Source organism: Microbacterium sp. AG790 (genome assembly GCF_003634765.1).
GTDB lineage: Bacteria > Actinomycetota > Actinomycetes > Actinomycetales > Microbacteriaceae > Microbacterium.
Genome location: NZ_RBWZ01000009.1, coordinates 71,588 through 89,162, shown reverse-complemented (window position 1 = coordinate 89,162; position 17,575 = coordinate 71,588). Strand labels below are relative to the sequence as shown.

Genomic DNA, 17,575 nt, shown 5'->3' with positions numbered 1-17,575 from the left:
CCGAAACCCGCCGGAGCCTGGCAGGAACTCTTCGCGGACCCCTGCTCGCTACGGGAGGGGGTTCTCGGCGTCGTAGCTTCGGAAGCGCGGGTGCAGACGCGCGAGGACGGCGACGATCGCGATGATCAGGATGCCGCCCACCAGCGGCGGGAACCACAGTGTCGTGATCGTGGCGAGCGTCCCGGCGTAGAGCGCTCCGATCCGCGGACCGCCGGCCACGACGACGATGAAGATGCCCTGCAGTCGCCCGCGCACGGCATCCGGCACCGCGGCCTGGAGCATGGTGGAGCGGTAGATCGCGCTCACGTTGTCGGCGGCGCCGCCGACGGCCAGTGCCACACAGGCGGCGACGATCATCGGAATGTTGGCGTGGTCGGCATCCACTCCGTCCGGGGCACCGATGCCGACGGCGGCGAGCACGAGCGCGAGGGCGAAGGCGCCGATGGCGGCTCCGTACACCTCGATCGCACGCGCGATGCCGCGGCCGTGCCAGCGATAGCCGCCGACGCGGCCCGAGAACAGGCTCGACAGGAAGGCGCCGGCCGCGATCGCGGCCGTGAGGACGCCGGCCGTGACCGGACCGCCGCCGAGCAGCACCATCCCGAGCGCAGGGAAGAGTGCGAGGGGCTGGCCGAAGGTCATCGCGACGATGTCCATCACGAACTGCAGACGGATGTTCGGCGCGCGCTTCAGGAACGCGATCCCGTCCTTGAGCGACTCCAGCCCCGGACGCACCGTCTCGCCCTCGGGCCGCATCGCAGGCAGCGTCCAGAGCCCGAGGAACAGGCTGAGCATCAGGACGACATCGATCGAGTACGTCCAGGCGTAGCCGGTCGTCGCCACCAGCACGCCCGCCAGTGCAGGGCCCGCCATCACCATGATGCCCACCGTGACGCCCTGCAGTGCCGCCGCCGAGGGCAGCAGCTCGCGGGGGAGCAGGCGCGGGATGATGGCGGAGCGGCTCGCCATCACGATGGAGTTGGCGGCCGCGTTGACGACGCTGAGGACGTACAGCGACCAGACGGCCTCCTGCTGCATCCACGCCAGGACAGCCAGCAGCAGCGTCGAGGCGAAGGTGACCGTGGCGGCCGTCAGGGCGACCGTGCGACGGTCGAAGGCGTCGGCGAGCATGCCGCCGTAGATGCCCGCGAGCACCATGGGCACCAGGCCCGCCACCGCGATCATCGAGACCGCGAACGTCGATGACGTCAGTGCGTACATGTGCAGCATGACGGCCATGATCGTGAGCTGGCCGCCGAGCCCCGACAGCGTCGAGCCGACCCACAGTCGTGCGAACGCGGGACTGCGCCGGAACGGCGTGAGATCGATCAGATGGCTGCCGCTCATGCGTCCACCTCGACGCGTTTGTGGCGCGAGGCGTGTCCGCGGAGGATCGTCACGTCGCGCGGAGGCACCCCGAAGTGGGCCGCGAGCGCGCGCACGACGCCCTCGTTCGCGGCGCCGTCCACAGCCCGTTCGCGGACGAAGACCGTGAGACCCTCGGCATCCTCTTCGACGAGGGGGCCCTTGCGGCTGCCGGGCTTGACGTGGACGGTGAACTGCACGCACCGAGCCTACGAGTTTCCGGACCGGCCTCGGCGCTGGTAGACTCCTGAGGTTGCCGTTCGATCGGCCGCGGATAAAGAGAGCCCACGCATCAGGCGTCGGGCGCCGCGCAACGAAGAGGAAGGGGATCACCTATGGCACTGGAAGCAGACGTCAAGAAGGCGATCATCGAAGAGTACGCGACGCACCCCGGTGACACCGGATCCCCCGAGGTGCAGGTCGCGATGCTGACGCAGCGCATCAAGGACCTCACCGAGCACCTCAAGGAGCACAAGCACGACCACCACTCGCGTCGTGGCCTGTTCCTGCTCGTCGGTCAGCGTCGTCGCCTGCTGGGTTACCTGCAGGACATCGACATCAACCGTTACCGCTCGCTCATCGAGCGCCTCGGTCTGCGCCGCTAAGCTTCGCGCTCAGCGTTCAATCGCGCAAAACGTTCTTGGAGAGCCTCCCCACGGTGTGGGGAGGCTCTCGTCGTGCGCGCGGTTCAGGCGCGGTTCAGGAGCGGGCGGCGAGCAGGTCGGCGTGCCAGCGCTCGGCGACGTCGGGGTGTGCGCGCAGCCGTGACTTCAGGGCGTTCTCGCCGTAGCGGGCGTGGATCGGGTTCGACGGGTCCTGCGTGACCCCGCGGGCCTGGGCGGCGAGCTGCGGGGGCAGCGCGATCAGCGGCAGTCGCGCGTCGAGGGCCGGGTTGAAGAAGAACGGCACGGAGATGCGGTCCTCGGGATGCCGGGGCGAGACCACGCGGTGATTCGTCGCGATCAGGTAGCCGTCGGTCGCGTACTCGAGCATCTCGCCGATGTTGACGACGAACGCGCCCGGCACCGGCGGCGCGTCCACCCACTGCCCGTCGCGTTCGACCTGCAGCCCGCCCTTGCCGGGCTCGACCCACAGCAGCGTGAGCACGCCCGAGTCCTTGTGGGCGCCGACACCCTGGGCGGGCTCCGGCGAGGTCGAGCCCGGATAGCGCACGATCTTCAGCAGCGTCGAGGGCTCCCCGAAATGCTCGTCGAAGTAGTCCTCGGGGGCGCCGAGGGTGAGCGCCCAGGCGCGCAGCAGCGTCCGCGCCACGACGGTCAGGTGCTCCTGCCAGGCGATCGCGACATCTCGCAGTTCCGGCTGGGCCGCCGGCCACAGGTTCGGCCCGATCAGCCGCGCGAAGTCGGGAGCCTCGGGGTCCGTCACGGCATCCCGCTCGGGGCCGATGTCGATCTGCTCGCGCCAGTCGACCTCGCCCTGGGTGCGCTCGCCGCCGATGCGCGTGTAGCCGCGGAAGTGCGGGCTCGTCACGTTCTCGATCGCGAGCTTGTCGGCCTCCGGCAGGGCGAAGAAGTCCCGGGCGGCGCGGTGCAGGCGCTCCTCGAGCTCGCCGCTGATGCCGGTGCCGGTGAGGTAGAAGAAGCCCACGTCGTGGGTGGCCACCCGCAGCTGCTCGCGGAACAGCGCCGCCTGTTCCGGGCCGGCGTCGAGCAGGGCGAAGTCGAGGACGGGCAGGTTCAGGTCGCTCATGAAGGCGAGGGTAGGCCGCTGCGGCGCCATCGCGCGCCTGTGTTGCGCCGTGTGACCGCCGTCGGCGGCGGGAATAACCTGGACACGGACGCGTTGCACCAGATACATTCATTTGCATGTATTGGATGCCGAGGCATCCGGAAGGCGAAGGACACCGTGAACGAGAAGAGCCCGCAGATGCAGTTCGGCATCTTCACCGTCAGCGACATCACGCAGGACCCGACCACGGGCCACACGCCCAGCGAGGCCGAGCGCATCCGCGCGACCGTCGAGATCGCCAAGCACGCCGAGGAGGTGGGCCTGGACGTCTTCGCCCTCGGCGAGCACCACAACCCGCCGTTCTGGTCGTCGTCGCCGACCACCACGCTGGCCTACATCGCCGCCCAGACCGAGCGGCTCATCGTCTCGACCTCGACGACGCTCATCACCACGAACGACCCGGTGAAGATCGCCGAGGACTACGCCATGCTGCAGCACCTGTCGGGCGGCCGCATGGACCTCATGCTCGGTCGCGGCAACACCGGTCCCGTGTACCCGTGGTTCGGCAAGGACATCCGCCAGGGGCTGCCGCTGTCGATCGAGAACTACGCGCTGCTGCACAAGCTGTGGCGCGAGGACGTCGTGGACTGGGAGGGCAAGTTCCGCACGTCGCTGCAGGGCTTCACCGCGACCCCGCGACCCCTCGACGGCGTCGCGCCCTTCGTCTGGCACGGCTCGATCCGCACGCCCGAGATCGCCGAGCAGGCCGCCTACTACGGCGACGGCTTCTTCGCGAACAACATCTTCTGGCCCGCCGAGCACTACCAGCGCCTCATCGGTCTGTACCGCCAGCGCTGGGAGCACTACGGCCACGGCGCCCCCGAGACGGCGATCGTCGGGCTCGGCGGACAGGCGTTCATGGCGAAGAACTCGCAGGATGCCGTGAACCAGTTCCGTCCGTACTTCGACAACGCTCCGGTGTACGGCCACGGCCCGTCGATGGAGGACTTCACCGAGATGACGCCGCTGACCGTCGGCTCGCCGCAGCAGGTCATCGACCGCTACGCCGGCATGCGCGACATCTTCGGCGACTACCAGCGCCAGCTGTTCCTCATGGATCACGCCGGTCTTCCGCTGAAGACCGTGCTCGAGCAGCTCGACTTCCTCGGCGGGGAGGTCGCACCGGTGCTGCGCAAGGAGTTCGCGAAGGACCGTCCCGAGAACGTGCCCGACGCCCCCACGCACGCCTCTCTGGTGCGCGCCGCGTACGGCGATGGACCGGCACGTCAGGCGACGCCGCGCGCCAACCGCGGTGACAACCTCAGCGGTCCGTCGCCCTACCAGGACGCGCCCGCTCCCGCCGGCGCCGCGTTCGGTGTGGGGGCGACCCGATGAGCGCGCGTCGCATCGCCGTCGTCTCGGCGGGGCTGTCGAACCCCTCCTCCACGCGGATGCTCGCCGACCGCCTCGCGGCGGCGACCGTGGCGGCGCTGGGTGAGCTGTCGGGGCCTGACGGTGCTCCCATCCAGGCCACGGTCGACACGATCGAGTTGCGCGATCTCGCGCACGACATCACGAACAACCTGCTGACCGGCTTCGCCCCGCCGGCGCTCGAGTCGGCCATCAACACGGTCGTCTCCGCCGACGCGCTGATCGTGGTCACGCCGATCTTCTCGACGAGCTACTCGGGTCTGTTCAAGTCGTTCATCGACGTGCTCGACCCCGATGCGCTGACCGGCAAGCCCGTGCTGATCGGCGCGAACGCGGGGACGGCGCGGCACTCGCTCGCGATCGACTACGCCATCCGTCCGCTGTTCGCCTACCTGCACGCGGAGGCCGTCTCGACGGGTGTGTTCGCGGCATCCAGCGACTGGGGAGCGGCGGCCGACCAGGTCGCTCCGCTCAGCTCCCGCGTCGAGCGCGGTGCTCGCGAACTGGCGGAAGCGGTCGCGCGTCGTCAACCGGTCGGCAGCGGCGACCCGTTCGACCCGGCGAACTACCTCGGAGAGGGGCGCTCCTTCGGTCATCTGCTCGGCGGTCTCGCCGGGGAGTGACCCCCACGATGCCCCCGGCCGCGCGTTGCGGCCGGGGGCATCGTCGTGTCAGCGGGCGGCGGCCTCGGCGCGGGCGAGGGCGGATGCCGCGCGCACGAGAGCCAGGTGTGAGAGCGCCTGCGGGGTGTTGCCGGCCTGCCGTCCCTCGACCACGTCGCACTCCTCCGACAGCAGCCCCACGTCGTTGGCTCGCGAACACGCTCGATCCATGAGCGCCCGTGCGTCATCGAGGCGGCCGCTGGCGGCATACTGCTCGACGAGCCAGAACGAGCACGCGAGGAACGGGTTCTCGGTGCCGGACAGTCCGTCCACGCCCGACTCGGTGCGGTAGCGCAGCACGAGCCCGTCGACCATGAGCGTGCGCTCGATCTCGGCGACGGTGGCCAGCATGCGCGGGTCGTCGGCGGCGCAGAAGCCGACCGTCGGCAGCAGCAGCAGCGAGGCGTCGACCGCGTCGGTGCCGGTGTGCTGCACGAAGTGGCCGCGCGCGGAGACCCCGTGCGCGTCGATGCCGGCGCGCACCCGGTCGCGCAGCTGCTCCCAGTGCGCGTCGGGCCCGTGCAGACCGTGCTCGCGCACCGAGCGCACGCCGCGATCGAACGCTGCCCACACCATGGCGCGGGAGTGCACGAACACCTGCGGCTCGCCGCGGATCTCCCAGATGCCCTGATCGGGTTCGTCGATGCGCTCTTCGGCACGGCGCAGCAGCGCGCGCTCCAACGGCCACGAGATCGCCGACTGCTCGATGCCGGCCGCGCGCGCGGCGAACAGGCAGGTCATGACCTCACCGGTCACGTCGGCCTGGTACTGCTGCGCCGCGCCGTTGCCGATCCGCACCGGGGCGGCGCCGCCGTAGCCGGGCAGGTCGCCGAGCTCCCGCTCGACGAGGTCACGTTCGCCGGCGATGCCGTAGACGATCTGCAGGTCGGCGGGGTCGCCTGCGATCGCCCGCAGCAGCCAGCGCTGCCAGTGCGCGACGACGTGGGCGAAGCCCTGGCCGAGGAGCACCTCGATCGTCAGGGAGGCATCTCGCAACCACACGAAGCGGTAGTCCCAGTTGCGCCCGCCGCCGAACTGCTCGGGCAGCGACGTGGTGGGTGCGGCGATGATGCCGCCCGTGTCGCGGTGCGTCAGTGCGCGCAGCGTCAGCAGCGAGCGCACCACGACGTCCCGGTGCGGACCCTGCACGTCGATGCGTTCGGCCCATGTGCTCCACCACTCGCGCGTGCACTGCAGGGCATCCTCGACGTCCAGGGGTGGCGGCGCGGGGCGGTGCGATGCGTGCCAGGTGAGCGTGAGGTCGCGGTGCTCGCCGGCGGCGACGCTCAGCGTGCCGCGGTGCACGTGGTCGGTGGCGGTGAGCGGCGCACCGCGCAGAGCCACGGCATCCGGCCCGGCGATCGCGGTCACCTCGGGGGCATCGGCGGTGCCGGTCTGGCGCACCCACGGCAGCGCGCGGGCGTAGTCGAAGCGTAGGCGCACCTGCTGCTCGAACTCGACCCGGCCGCTGATGCCGACGACGCGGCGCACCAGATCCACGCGGTGCGAGACGTCGAGGTGTCGGGGGTCGACGGGCAGGCAGTCGTGCACCTCGGCCACCCCATCGGCGCTCTCCCAGCGGGTGATGAGGGTGAAGCTGTCGCCGTCGTAGCGTCGCGCCACCCGCGCGTCGGGATCTGTGGGCCGCAGCGCCCATCGCCCCTGATGGTCGTCACCGAGAAGGGCCGCGAACACGGATGGCGAATCGAAGCGCGGCAGGCACAGCCAGTCGATCGATCCGTCCCGCGAGACCAGCGCCGCCGTGCGGCAGCTGCTCAGCAACGCGTAGTCCTCGATGGGCGTGGGGGACGGGCCCCCGCCCGTGTATGCATCTGCCACGGATCGATTCTGCCTCCTCGCCCACCTGGATCGGGCGACATAGGGTGAGCACATGGGCGACGTGTCGACACTCGTGATCATCGGGGCAAGCGGCGATCTGACGCAGCGACTGCTGTTGCCGGCGCTCGCCGACCTGTTGCGACAGCAACCGGCCCGACAGCTGCACCTCGTCGGCGTCGGGCGTACCGAGATCAGCGAGGCGCAGTGGCGGCGACGCGTGCGGACCGCCTTCCGCGAGGCCGGGGCGGAGGACGCCTTCTCCGCCGTCGCTTCGACACCGTTCATCACGGCCGACGCGACCACGGCCGCCGGCCTGCGTGCGGTGATCGGCGCCGTGCCGCAGGGGCGTCTCGTGCTCTACTTCGCCGTGCCACCGGCCGCCGCTGCCGCCGCCTGCGCGGCTTTGTCTGCGTCCGATCTGCCCGAGGGGACGGTCCTCGCGCTGGAGAAGCCGTTCGGCGAGGACGAAGCCAGCGCGCGTGAGCTCAACGCGGTGCTGCTGAAGCTGCTGCCCGAACAGCAGGTGTTCCGTGTCGATCACTTCCTCGGCCGCTCCACCGTCCTGGACGTTCTCGGCGCGCGGTTCGCGAACCGGCTGCTGGAGCCCATCTGGTCGGCGGAGCACATCGAGCGCGTCGAGATCCGCTTCGATGAGACCCTCGGGCTGGAGGGCCGCGCGGGCTTCTACGATCACGCCGGAGCACTCGTCGACATGATCCAGAGCCATCTGCTGCAGGTCATGGCCGTGGTCGCGATGGAGCCGCCCGCGGCCCTCACCGCGACGGATCTCCGTGACGCCACGGCGGCAGTGCTGCGGGCGACGCACGTGTGGGACGACAACGCCGTGCGCTTCTCGCACCGCGCCCGCTACACCGCCGGCACGGCGGGCGAGGAACGGATGCCGTCGTACGTCGACGAGCCGGGCGTCGATCCCGCACGGGAGACCGAGACGCTCGCGCAGGTGCGCGTCGAGGTGCGAAACGCCCGGTGGGCCGGCGTGCCGTTCACCCTGCGATCCGGCAAGGCGCTTGCAGCCAAGCGTGCGGAAGTCGACGTGGTCCTGCGACCCGTGCGCCACCTGCCAGTCGGTTTCACCGGTGATGCGAGCGGAGCCGTCATCCGCTTCGGCCTCGGGCCCGACAAGCTCACGATGGAGATCTCGGTCAACGGCGGCGAGGAGCCGTTCGCCCTGCACCGCGCCACTCTCGAGGCCGACCTCGGTCTGGGCACGCATGCCGCCTACACGGAGGTGCTCGCCGCGATCCTCGACGGCGACGCCATGCTGGCCGTCCGCGGAGACGCCGCCGAGGAGTGCTGGCGCATCATCCAACCCGTCCGTGATGCGTGGCGACGCGGCGATGTGCCCATGGAGGACTACCCGGCCGGATCGGATGGTCCCGACGGGTGGGCCTCTTCCTGACTCATCTCCAGCGGTACTCGGTCTCCGGCCGTCCGCGCGTGCCGTAGCGGGGCGCGCGGTCCACGCGACCGGCATCCGCGAGGTGCTCGAGGTAGCGCCGGGCCGCGACACGCGACATGCCCAACGCATCGGCTGCTTCGGTCGCCGACAGTCCTCCGCCGTCGCGGACGGCCTGCGACACGCGTTCCAGCGACGCGGGGGACAGCCCCTTCGGCAACTCGATCGTCCCCGTCGGGCGCAGCGCCCCCAGCATCGCATCGATCTCGGATTGGGTCGCCGCCCCGGATGCCGCGCGTGCGCGCTCGCGATACGCGCGGTACTGCTCCAGCCGGTCGTGGAAGGTCGCGAAGGTGAACGGCTTGACGAGGTATTGCGCCGCGCCCAGGGCGACCACCTGGCGGACGACGTCGGCGTCGCGCACCGAGGTGATGGCGATGACGTCGACGTCTGCGGCACGCGCGCGGACGTGCCGCAGGACGTCGAGGCCGGAGCCGTCGGGCATGGTCATGTCCAGCAGCACGAGATCGATGCGGTCGCGATCGGACGCGTCAAGAATCGCCGTGACCGCGGCCCGCGCGCCCGCGCACTCGGCGACCACCTCGAAACCGTCGACCCGGTCGATGTACGAGCGGTGCAGCTCGAGCGTCAGTGCCTCGTCATCGACGAGCAGCACGCCGATCATGACCGCACCGTCGGTAGGACGACGCGGAACGTCGTCGGGGAGAGATCGACGGCGATCGTCCCGCCGATCTCGTCGATGACGGCGCGCACCAGCGCCAGCCCGATGCCGCGGCCGTCGCTGCCGGCCGGCTTCGTCGAGAACCCTCGCTCGAACATCCGTGCACGCACCTCCTCGTCGGGACCGTCGCCGGAGTCGGAGACGGTGAGCAGCAGTTCGTCCTCCACCGTGCGCGACATGTGCACGCGCACCCATCTCGGCGTCGGACCGGCGGCCGCGGCATCCAGGGCGTTGTCGATGAGATTGCCGACGAGCGCGACGGCGTCGATCGGGCTCAGAAGCGAGCGGGGGGCGTCCGCGGCGATGTCGGTCGACCACTCGATGCCGCGTTCCATCGCCTGCGAGGCCTTGCCCAGCAGCAGCGCCCCCACCGTGGGATCGCCGTCTGTGCGGGCAGCGACCTGGTCGACGAGCGCCTGGCTCTGCCGCGCCGAATCCGTCAGGATGCCGATCGCGTCGTCCGTGCGCCCCAGTTCGATGAGCGCGACGGCGGCGTGCATGCGATTGCCGTGCTCGTGGGTCTGGGCGCGCAGGGCCTCGCCGAGTGTGCGCATCGACTCGGCGGAGGCCAGGGTGTCGCGGATGGCACCGGCGGGAAGGTCGCCGGCGACCAGACGGGTCGCACGGCGGGCGAGCACCGCACTGGCGAGCCCGGCGCCGACGAGCACGAGGCCGACGGCCGCGACGACGAGCAGGCGCGGCACCACTTGCGCGGTCACCGTCCGGATCGTCACGCCGACCGAGACCCAGCCGACGAGGCGCCCGTCGGCCTCGACGGGCACGATCGTGCGCAGCGACGGTCCGAGCGTTCCGCTGAACTCCTCGGTGAGAGGCGCCGGTGAGGCCGGGATGGTGCCGATGTAGTGCTTTCCGATCTGTGCCGGGTCGCGGTGGGTCACGCGGATGCCGTCGGCATCCATGATCGTCACGAAGTCGACACCGGCGCCCGACATGACCGCCGTCGCCACCGGCTGCAGCGTGCGGCTGGCGGCGGCGTCGTCGCCCTGCGCGAGGGCCACAGAGACCTCTCGCAGGTCGGCGAGGGTCGCCGCCACCGCCTGCGTGACACGCTCCGCCTCGGCCCGTGCGGTGCGCTGCGCCTCCAGCACCAGCAGCCCGGCGGTGGCCAGAGCCAGCACGAGAGCGGCGCCGGCCAGCCACAGGAAGATCCGGGACGCGGCGCTGCGTCCGATCCTTCGGGTCATGGCGTCCTCGGCGGTCGATGGCGGGTCTTCGGGTCGTCCCGGCGGCGTATCGGAGCGGCCGCCGGGACCAATACGACCACAAGTGAACCACGAGGGGGCCCGCGCTGCACTCTGTGCGTGTGGCCGCCAGCGTCGGCGGCACCCGAACAAAGACCCGTTCACACCTGGAGGCGGACATGGCCCTCACATCATCTTTCAAGCTCCCCGGCTACAACTGGCGCCGCGGCAAGAGCTCGTGGGACAAGCACACCTGGCTCTACGTGGCGGTGATCATCGCCGTCGTGCTCGGCGCGGTCGTCGGTCTGCTGTGGCCGGACTTCGCGAAGGGGCTCGAGCCGGTCGGCAAGGCCTTCGTCAACCTCATCAAGATGATGATCGCGCCGATCATCTTCTGCACCATCGTGGTCGGCGTCGGCTCGATCGCCAAGGCCGCCACGGTCGGAAAGATCGGCGGCCTCGCGCTGCTCTACTTCCTCGTGATGTCGACGTTCGCCCTCGCGATCGGGCTCGTCGTGGGCAACATCATCCACCCCGGGGAAGGCCTGAACATGGCCGGCGCCACGTACGACGCCGGCAAGTCCACCGAGGCCACCGACACCGTCAGCTTCCTTCTCGGGATCATCCCCACGACCTTCTTCAGCGCGTTCACGGGCTCGAGCGTCCTGCAGGTGCTCTTCATCGCGCTGCTGGTCGGCTTCGCACTCCAGCAGCTGGGCAAGAAGGGCGAGCCGATCATGTTCGCCGTCAAGCAGCTGCAGGTGCTCGTGTTCCGCATCCTCGGCATGATCCTGTGGCTCGCCCCGATCGGCGCGTTCGGCGCGATCGCGGCGGTCGTCGGCAAGACCGGCGTCTCGGCCATCGTGAGCCTCGGCATCCTGATGATCGCCTTCTACATCACGTGCGCGGTGTTCATCGTCGGAGTGCTGGGGTCGCTGCTGTACGCCGTCACCCGCGTCAACATCTTCAGCCTCATCAAGTACCTGGCCCGCGAGTATCTCCTCATCATCGGCACGAGCTCCTCCGAGTCGGCGCTGCCGCGTCTGATCGGCAAGATGGAGCACATCGGCGTGTCCAAGCCCGTCGTGGGCATCACCGTGCCCACCGGCTACTCCTTCAACCTGGACGGCACCGCGATCTACCTGACGATGGCGTCGCTGTTCATCGCCACCGGGATGGGGATGCCGATGTCGATCCCCGAGCAGATCGGCCTGCTGGTGTTCATGATCATCGCCTCCAAGGGCGCTGCGGGCGTGACCGGTGCGGGCCTGGCGACCCTCGCCGGCGGTCTGCAGGCGTTCCGCCCCGATCTGGTCAACGGCGTCGGCGTCATCGTCGGCATCGACCGCTTCATGTCCGAGGGCCGCGCCGTCACCAACTTCACCGGCAACGCCGTGGCCACCCTCCTCATCGGCACCTGGACGAAGCAGATCGACCGCGACCGCGTACGCGACGTGCTCTCCGGACGCATCCCGTTCGACGAGGCCACCCTCACCGGTGACGGGCACGATGGCATGTCGACCGACACCGCGGCCGTCGGCACGCAGGGGCTCGAGGAGGCTGCGATCGCCGAAGCCGAGGCGAAGCAGGAGCGCGCCCGCGAGCGCGCCGGGGTCCGCTGACCCGACCCGTGCGCACGCGGCGCCGCGCTCCCGATCATGTGTCGGGGGCGCGGCGCCGTTGTGCGCGGGTGACGATGGCGTCCGTCGCCGCGCCGAGCGCGATCGCCACCACGATCGAGGCGATCACGGCGGCGACGGTGCCGCCCGGGATGATGGCCGCGACGGCCGCGCCGAGCAACGCCTGGTAGAGCGCCCACGCACTAGCCGCAGGCGCTGCCAGCAGCAGGTAGCGCCGGAGCGGCATCCGTGAGGCACCCGCGACGAGGTTCACGGCGAGGCGGGCGAACGGGATGAAGCGGGCCGTGAACATCATCGTGGCACCGCGGCGGTCCAGCGCGGTTCGCGCCGCACCGAAGGCCGCCGCCACTCTGGGCCCGCGCATCCAGCGCCACCGCTCGAGCCCCGCCGTGCGGCCGACGAGGTAGCAGCCGAGGTCTCCGGTCAGCGCGGCCGCCGCCGCGACGACGATGACGGCGGCGAGCGGGGGAGAGTCTTCCGCGACGGCGAGGGCGCCGAGCGTCGTGACGGCGGCCTCGCCCGGGATGACGACGAGGAACGCGTCACCGACGACGAGGAGCGCCATCGCGGGGAGGGCCCACGGGCTCTGGGCGAGGGCCTGCAACCACGCGTCGCTCACTCCCTCGGAGTATCACGCCGTCATGAACGGGCGGGGAACGGCGTGTGCGCCGGTGACGTCGGGATGGCCGCCGCGGGACCGTTCGGCGAACACTGCGTTCCGGCGCCCGATTCGGCCCCGTCGCCGGCCCCGCAGCCGCGACGCTGGACCCATGAGAGTCGCGTTCGTCGCCGAGTCGTTCCTGCCTCACATGAACGGGGTCACCGGTTCGGTGCTGCAGTCCGTCCGCCATCTCACCGCGAGCGGACACGAGGCTCTCGTCGTCGCCCCCGGCGCACCGGGGGCACGCTCCGACGCGCAGACACGCCTGCTGCCCTCGATGCCGCTGCCGGGCTACCCCCAGGTGCGTGTGGCGTTCGGACGCACCGGTACCCTGGCCGGCATCCTGCGGGACTACGACCCCGACGTCGTCCACCTCGCCTCACCGTTCGTGTTGGGCTGGCGCGCCGTCGCGGCGGCGGCGAGCCTGGACCTGCCGACCGTGGCCGTCTACCAGACCGATGTCATCGCCTATGCCAGAAAGTACGGTCTGCCGCGGGCGACGGCCCTCACCGCGGCGCACGTCGCCCGCCTGCACGCCCGCGCGACGCTCACCCTCGCCCCGTCCTCGGCGGCGCTCGCGCAACTGGACGAGCTCGGCGTCGATCGCACCCGCCTCTGGGGTCGCGGTGTCGACACCGAACGCTTCCACCCCGGCCGTCGCAGTGACGCGTGGCGCCAGTGGATCGCTCCAGGCGAGGTCATCGTCGGCTACGTGGGGCGACTCGCTCCCGAGAAGCAGGTGGAGGATCTGGCCGTGATCGCCGGGATGCCGGGTGTGCGGCTGGTCATCGTCGGCGACGGCCCCGCGCGTGCCCGGCTGGAGCGTGCGCTGCCGGGCGCGGTGTTCCTCGGACACCTCTCCGGGATCGAGCTCGCCCAGGCGGTGGCCGGCTTCGACGTCTTCGTGCATCCGGGGGAGAGCGAGACGTTCGGTCAGACGATCCAGGAAGCCCACGCCAGTGGGGTTCCCGTGGTGGCCACGGGACGCGGCGGCCCCGTCGACCTGGTCCGCTCCAGCGTGGACGGCTGGCTCTATCGCCCCGGCGACCTCGATGATCTGCGCGACCGTGTGCGCGATCTCGTCGGCGACGCGACCAAGCGGCAGGCGTTCGGGACGGCGGCACGCGCGGGCGTCGAAGGACGCACCTGGCCCGCGCTCGTCGACACTCTTCACGGCTACTACCTCGAGGCGCAGCAGCTGCATGGGGCCGGTCTCTCGACGGCGCGCGCAGCGCGGGTGCGCCCGGCATCCATCGCTCCTGCCCGCCCGCCGCGGTCGTGGAGCCGCGTCGTGGCACTCGGCGATTCGCTCACCGAAGGTTTGTGCGACACGTCCCGCATGCCCGAGGGTCAGTACCGGGGATGGGCCGACCGTCTCGCGACGCTCCTCGCGCAGCGCTCGTCGTCGACGGTGCGCTACGCGAACCTCGCCGTCCGCAGTCGCCGGGTGCGGGATCTGCTCGACGAGCAGCTGCCGCGGGCGCTCGAGCTCGCTCCGGATCTGACCACCGTGCTGATCGGCGCGAACGACCTCGTGTCGCATCGCGCCGATCCGGACGTGCTCGCCGATCGGCTGGACCACGCCGTCGGTGTGTTGCGGGCCGCCGGCAGCGATGTGCTGCTGGTGACGCCGTTTCTTCCCGCTCGTCGTGCGTCGGGGCTGTTCGCACGGCGCTTCGCCCGGTTCGCCGAGCGCCTGCGCGAGACGGCGACGGCACACGGCGCATTCCTCCTCGATCTCGACACCGACCCGGACGTCGGGGAACTCGAGAAGTGGTCGCACGACAAGGTGCACCTGAGCTCACGAGGCCACCGCTTCGTCTCCTACCGTGCGGCGGAGGTGCTCGGGGTGCCGGATGTCGAAGCGCTCGGGGCGCTCGATGCCGCTCTGCACGCGGAAGAGGATCGTCCGGTCTCGGGGACCTGGCTCACGCGCGACGCCTTGCCCTGGGTGTGGCGGCGCCTGCGCGGCCGCACGGCAGGTGACCAGATCACCGCGAAGCACACCGATTACATCGAGCTTCCGGCCGGAGGATCGAGCGCGCGGACCCCCGCGCCACAGTCCTGAGGCGAGCGAGCGGCTGCGGCGGAGTCAGCCGCTCTTGCGGCGGAACTCCCGCTTGGCGACCGCGCCGTGGCTGGCGTGCACCGACGAATCTCCGTCGAGGTGCGCCTCACCCGAGCGGTGCTGCGCGTTCTTCTTGTCGAGCGCCTCCTTGAACTTGCGCTTCATCTCATCGGATGCCGAGGTGTCGTGGGTGCTCATACCGTCAACCATACGCACGCCGAGGTGCGACTGATAGGGTTGAGCAGGTTGCCGTGGATCTTCCGCGGCATCCGGAGCAGGCCGGCAGGAAGCTGGTCCCCTGTGGTGGGTTCCCGTTCGATGAGATCCGATGCGAACGGTGGCTTTCTACTGGTGGCCAGCGCTGATCGTCCCGGCGGCGCCGCACGCGGAGCCGCCGCGCGTCTGGATCTGCCTGTTCCTGCTCCTTCGCACGATCTCGTGCGCGAAACGCGCGCGCGAGTCTAAACAAAGAAGGAGAGACCTCTTGGAAGGTCCAGAAATCACCGCCGCCGAAGCCGTTCTCGACAACGGCCGATTCGGCACCCGCACGATCCGGTTCGAGACCGGACGACTGGCGCAGCAGGCACAGGGTGCCGTTGCCGCCTACCTCGACGAAGAGACCATGCTGCTGTCGGCCACCAGTGCGGGCAAGCACCCGCGTGAGGGCTTCGACTTCTTCCCGCTGACCGTCGACGTCGAAGAGCGTTCGTACGCCGCCGGCAAGATCCCCGGTTCGTTCTTCCGTCGCGAGGGTCGGCCCTCCACCGAGGCGATTCTCGTCTGCCGCCTCATCGACCGCCCGCTGCGTCCGTCGTTCGTCGACGGCCTGCGCAACGAGGTCCAGATCGTCGTCACCGTCCTGAGCATCGCCCCGGGCGAGTTCTACGACGCGCTGGCGATCAACGCGGCATCCCTGTCGACGCAGATCTCCGGTCTGCCCTTCTCCGGCCCCATCGCTGGTGTCCGCCTCGCGCTCATCCCGGGCCACGGCGAGCACGCCGACCAGTGGGTCGCGTTCCCGACGGCCGCGCAGGTCGAGGAGGCCGTGTTCGACCTGATGGTCGCCGGTCGCGTCCTGGAGGACGGCGACGTCGCGATCATGATGGTCGAGGCCGAGGCCACCGAGAACAGCTGGAACCTCATCAAGGCCGGCGCCGTCAAGCCCAGCGAGGAGATCGTCGCGCAGGGCCTGGAGGCCTCCAAGCCCTTCATCAAGGAGCTCGTCGCGGCGCAGAACGTCGTCGCGAACACGGCGGCCAAGGAGATCCAGCCCTACCCGGTCTTCCCGGCCTACGCGAAGGAGACCTACGACTTCGTCGCCGGTCGCGCGTACGACCGCCTCGTGCCGGTGTACCAGATCGCCGACAAGATCGAGCGCCAGAACGCCGACGACGCCGTCAAGGACGACGTCAAGGCGCAGCTGGTCGCCGCCGTCGAGGCGGGCGAGCTGCCCGAGAGCGCGCTGGCCGAGTTCGGTGGCGCGTACAAGTCGGTCACGAAGCTGATCGTGCGCAGCCGCATCCTCACCGAGGGTGTGCGCATCGACGGCCGCGGTCTGGCGGACATCCGTCCGCTGGATGCCGAGGTCCAGGTCATCCCGCGCGTGCACGGCTCCGCGATCTTCCAGCGCGGCGAGACCCAGATCCTGGGTGTCACGACGCTGAACATGCTGAAGATGGAGCAGCAGATCGACTCGCTGTCGCCCACGACCAGCAAGCGCTACATGCACCACTACAACTTCCCGCCGTACTCGACCGGTGAGACCGGTCGTGTGGGCTCGCCGAAGCGTCGCGAGATCGGGCACGGCTTCCTCGCCGAGCGCGCCCTCGTGCCGGTGCTGCCCAGCCGCGAGGAGTTCCCGTACGCGATCCGTCAGGTCTCCGAGGCCCTCGGCTCCAACGGTTCGACCTCGATGGGTTCGGTCTGCGCATCGACCCTGTCGCTGCTGAACGCGGGTGTGCCGCTGCGCGCCCCCGTCGCCGGAATCGCGATGGGCCTCGTGTCCGACCAGGTCGACGGCCAGACGCGCTACGCCGCCCTGACCGACATCCTGGGCGCGGAAGACGCGCTCGGCGACATGGACTTCAAGGTTGCGGGCACGAGCGAGTTCGTCACGGCGATCCAGCTCGACACGAAGCTCGACGGCATCCCGTCGTCGGTGCTGACCGCCGCGCTGACGCAGGCCAAGGACGCGCGCATGACGATCCTGAACGTCCTCAACGCCGCGATCGACGGCCCGGACGAGATGGCGCCGACGGCCCCGCGTGTCATCAGCGTGCAGATCCCCGTCGACAAGATCGGTGAGCTGATCGGCCCGAAGGGCAAGACGATCAACGCGATCCAGGACGAGACGGGTGCGCAGATCTCCATCGAGGAGGACGGCACCGTCTACATCGGTGCGACCGACGGCCCCGCGGCGGAAGCCGCTCGCGCCCAGGTCAACGCGATCGCCAACCCGACCAACCCCGAGGTGGGCGAGCAGTTCCTCGGAACCGTCGTCAAGCTCGCGGCGTTCGGCGCGTTCATCTCGCTGCTGCCCGGCAAGGACGGCCTGCTGCACATCAGCGAGGTGCGCAAGCTCGCCGGCGGCAAGCGTGTCGAGAACGTCGAAGACGTCCTCGGCGTCGGTCAGAAGCTGCTCGTCAAGATCACCAAGATCGACGACCGCGGCAAGCTGTCGCTCGAGCCCGTGCTCGAAGAGGCTGCCGACCAGGAGGGCCGTGCGGCCGCCAGCGAGGGCCCGGAGGCTCCCGCCGAAGGTTGAGTGCTTCGTCGCCCGGCGCTGAGGGTTTCACCCTGACAGTGCTGCGGCGGCGACCAGGACACGGATGCCCGCTTCCTCCCGTCTCGGAGGGGCGG

The 17,575-nt window shown here is 70.4% G+C and carries 15 protein-coding genes; 7 read left to right on the top strand and 8 right to left on the bottom strand.

Translation table 11 applies throughout. From position 1 onward, the window contains the following. Positions 1-48: 48 nt before the first annotated feature. Positions 49-1,347, bottom strand: coding sequence for an MFS transporter (locus DEU37_RS10010; RefSeq protein ID WP_121190556.1), 1,299 nt, complete (start codon positions 1,345-1,347; stop codon positions 49-51). Continuing rightward, entirely contained in the window at positions 1,344-1,565 is a 222-nt protein-coding gene (locus DEU37_RS10005) for a DUF167 domain-containing protein (RefSeq protein ID WP_121190555.1), read from the bottom strand. Before DEU37_RS10005 ends, DEU37_RS10010 begins: the two co-directional genes overlap by 4 nt. A 135-nt stretch (positions 1,566-1,700) precedes the next feature. Between DEU37_RS10005 and rpsO the strand changes: the two genes are divergently transcribed. Further along, on the top strand, positions 1,701-1,970 hold the full coding sequence (gene rpsO / locus DEU37_RS10000) for a 30S ribosomal protein S15 (RefSeq protein ID WP_005048780.1): 270 nt from the start codon (positions 1,701-1,703) through the stop codon (positions 1,968-1,970). 94 nt (positions 1,971-2,064) lie between these two features. On the opposite strand, the gene DEU37_RS09995 is transcribed toward rpsO, so the two are convergent. Beyond that, a complete protein-coding gene (locus DEU37_RS09995) occupies positions 2,065-3,075 on the bottom strand; it encodes an isopenicillin N synthase family oxygenase (protein WP_183043648.1) in 1,011 nt (336 codons plus the stop codon). Positions 3,076-3,252: 177 nt separating this feature from the next. Between DEU37_RS09995 and DEU37_RS09990 the strand changes: the two genes are divergently transcribed. Then, entirely contained in the window at positions 3,253-4,449 is a 1,197-nt protein-coding gene (locus tag DEU37_RS09990) for an LLM class flavin-dependent oxidoreductase (RefSeq protein WP_220699839.1), read from the top strand. Next, on the top strand, positions 4,446-5,108 hold the full coding sequence (locus tag DEU37_RS09985) for an FMN reductase (protein WP_005048787.1): 663 nt from the start codon (positions 4,446-4,448) through the stop codon (positions 5,106-5,108). The genes DEU37_RS09990 and DEU37_RS09985 overlap by 4 nt, the downstream gene beginning before the upstream one ends. A 48-nt stretch (positions 5,109-5,156) precedes the next feature. Here DEU37_RS09985 and DEU37_RS09980 read toward each other — a convergent pair whose 3' ends face one another. After that, on the bottom strand, positions 5,157-6,986 hold the full coding sequence (locus tag DEU37_RS09980; protein WP_183043647.1) for a glycoside hydrolase family 15 protein: 1,830 nt from the start codon (positions 6,984-6,986) through the stop codon (positions 5,157-5,159). Positions 6,987-7,038: 52 nt separating this feature from the next. On the opposite strand from DEU37_RS09980, the gene DEU37_RS09975 reads away from it, so the two are divergent. Next, positions 7,039-8,406, top strand: coding sequence for a glucose-6-phosphate dehydrogenase (locus DEU37_RS09975; protein ID WP_121190552.1), 1,368 nt, complete (start codon positions 7,039-7,041; stop codon positions 8,404-8,406). 1 nt (position 8,407) lies between these two features. Here the strand turns inward: DEU37_RS09975 and DEU37_RS09970 are convergent, their stop codons facing one another. Both DEU37_RS09970 and DEU37_RS09965 read right to left on the bottom strand, forming a co-directional pair. Beyond that, on the bottom strand, positions 8,408-9,088 hold the full coding sequence (locus DEU37_RS09970) for a response regulator (RefSeq protein ID WP_121190551.1): 681 nt from the start codon (positions 9,086-9,088) through the stop codon (positions 8,408-8,410). Beyond that, a complete protein-coding gene (locus DEU37_RS09965; protein ID WP_121190550.1) occupies positions 9,085-10,350 on the bottom strand; it encodes an ATP-binding protein in 1,266 nt (421 codons plus the stop codon). Before DEU37_RS09965 ends, DEU37_RS09970 begins: the two co-directional genes overlap by 4 nt. Before the next feature lie 176 nt (positions 10,351-10,526). Between DEU37_RS09965 and DEU37_RS09960 the strand changes: the two genes are divergently transcribed. Continuing rightward, a complete protein-coding gene (locus DEU37_RS09960) occupies positions 10,527-11,969 on the top strand; it encodes a cation:dicarboxylate symporter family transporter (protein WP_121190549.1) in 1,443 nt (480 codons plus the stop codon). A gap of 34 nt (positions 11,970-12,003) precedes the next feature. Here the strand turns inward: DEU37_RS09960 and DEU37_RS09955 are convergent, their stop codons facing one another. Next, on the bottom strand, positions 12,004-12,606 hold the full coding sequence (locus DEU37_RS09955) for a DedA family protein (RefSeq protein ID WP_121190548.1): 603 nt from the start codon (positions 12,604-12,606) through the stop codon (positions 12,004-12,006). Positions 12,607-12,757: 151 nt separating this feature from the next. On the opposite strand from DEU37_RS09955, the gene DEU37_RS09950 reads away from it, so the two are divergent. Further along, positions 12,758-14,716: a GDSL-type esterase/lipase family protein gene (locus tag DEU37_RS09950; protein ID WP_121190547.1), complete on the top strand. Its 1,959-nt coding sequence runs from the start codon at positions 12,758-12,760 to the stop codon at positions 14,714-14,716. Positions 14,717-14,740: 24 nt separating this feature from the next. On the opposite strand, the gene DEU37_RS14860 is transcribed toward DEU37_RS09950, so the two are convergent. Further along, positions 14,741-14,914 (bottom strand): DUF5302 domain-containing protein, encoded by a 174-nt coding sequence (locus DEU37_RS14860; RefSeq protein ID WP_100226788.1) that lies wholly within the window; start codon positions 14,912-14,914, stop codon positions 14,741-14,743. A gap of 286 nt (positions 14,915-15,200) precedes the next feature. On the opposite strand from DEU37_RS14860, the gene DEU37_RS09945 reads away from it, so the two are divergent. Further along, positions 15,201-17,480, top strand: coding sequence for a polyribonucleotide nucleotidyltransferase (locus DEU37_RS09945; RefSeq protein ID WP_036282566.1), 2,280 nt, complete (start codon positions 15,201-15,203; stop codon positions 17,478-17,480). The last annotated feature ends 95 nt before the right edge of the window (positions 17,481-17,575 follow it).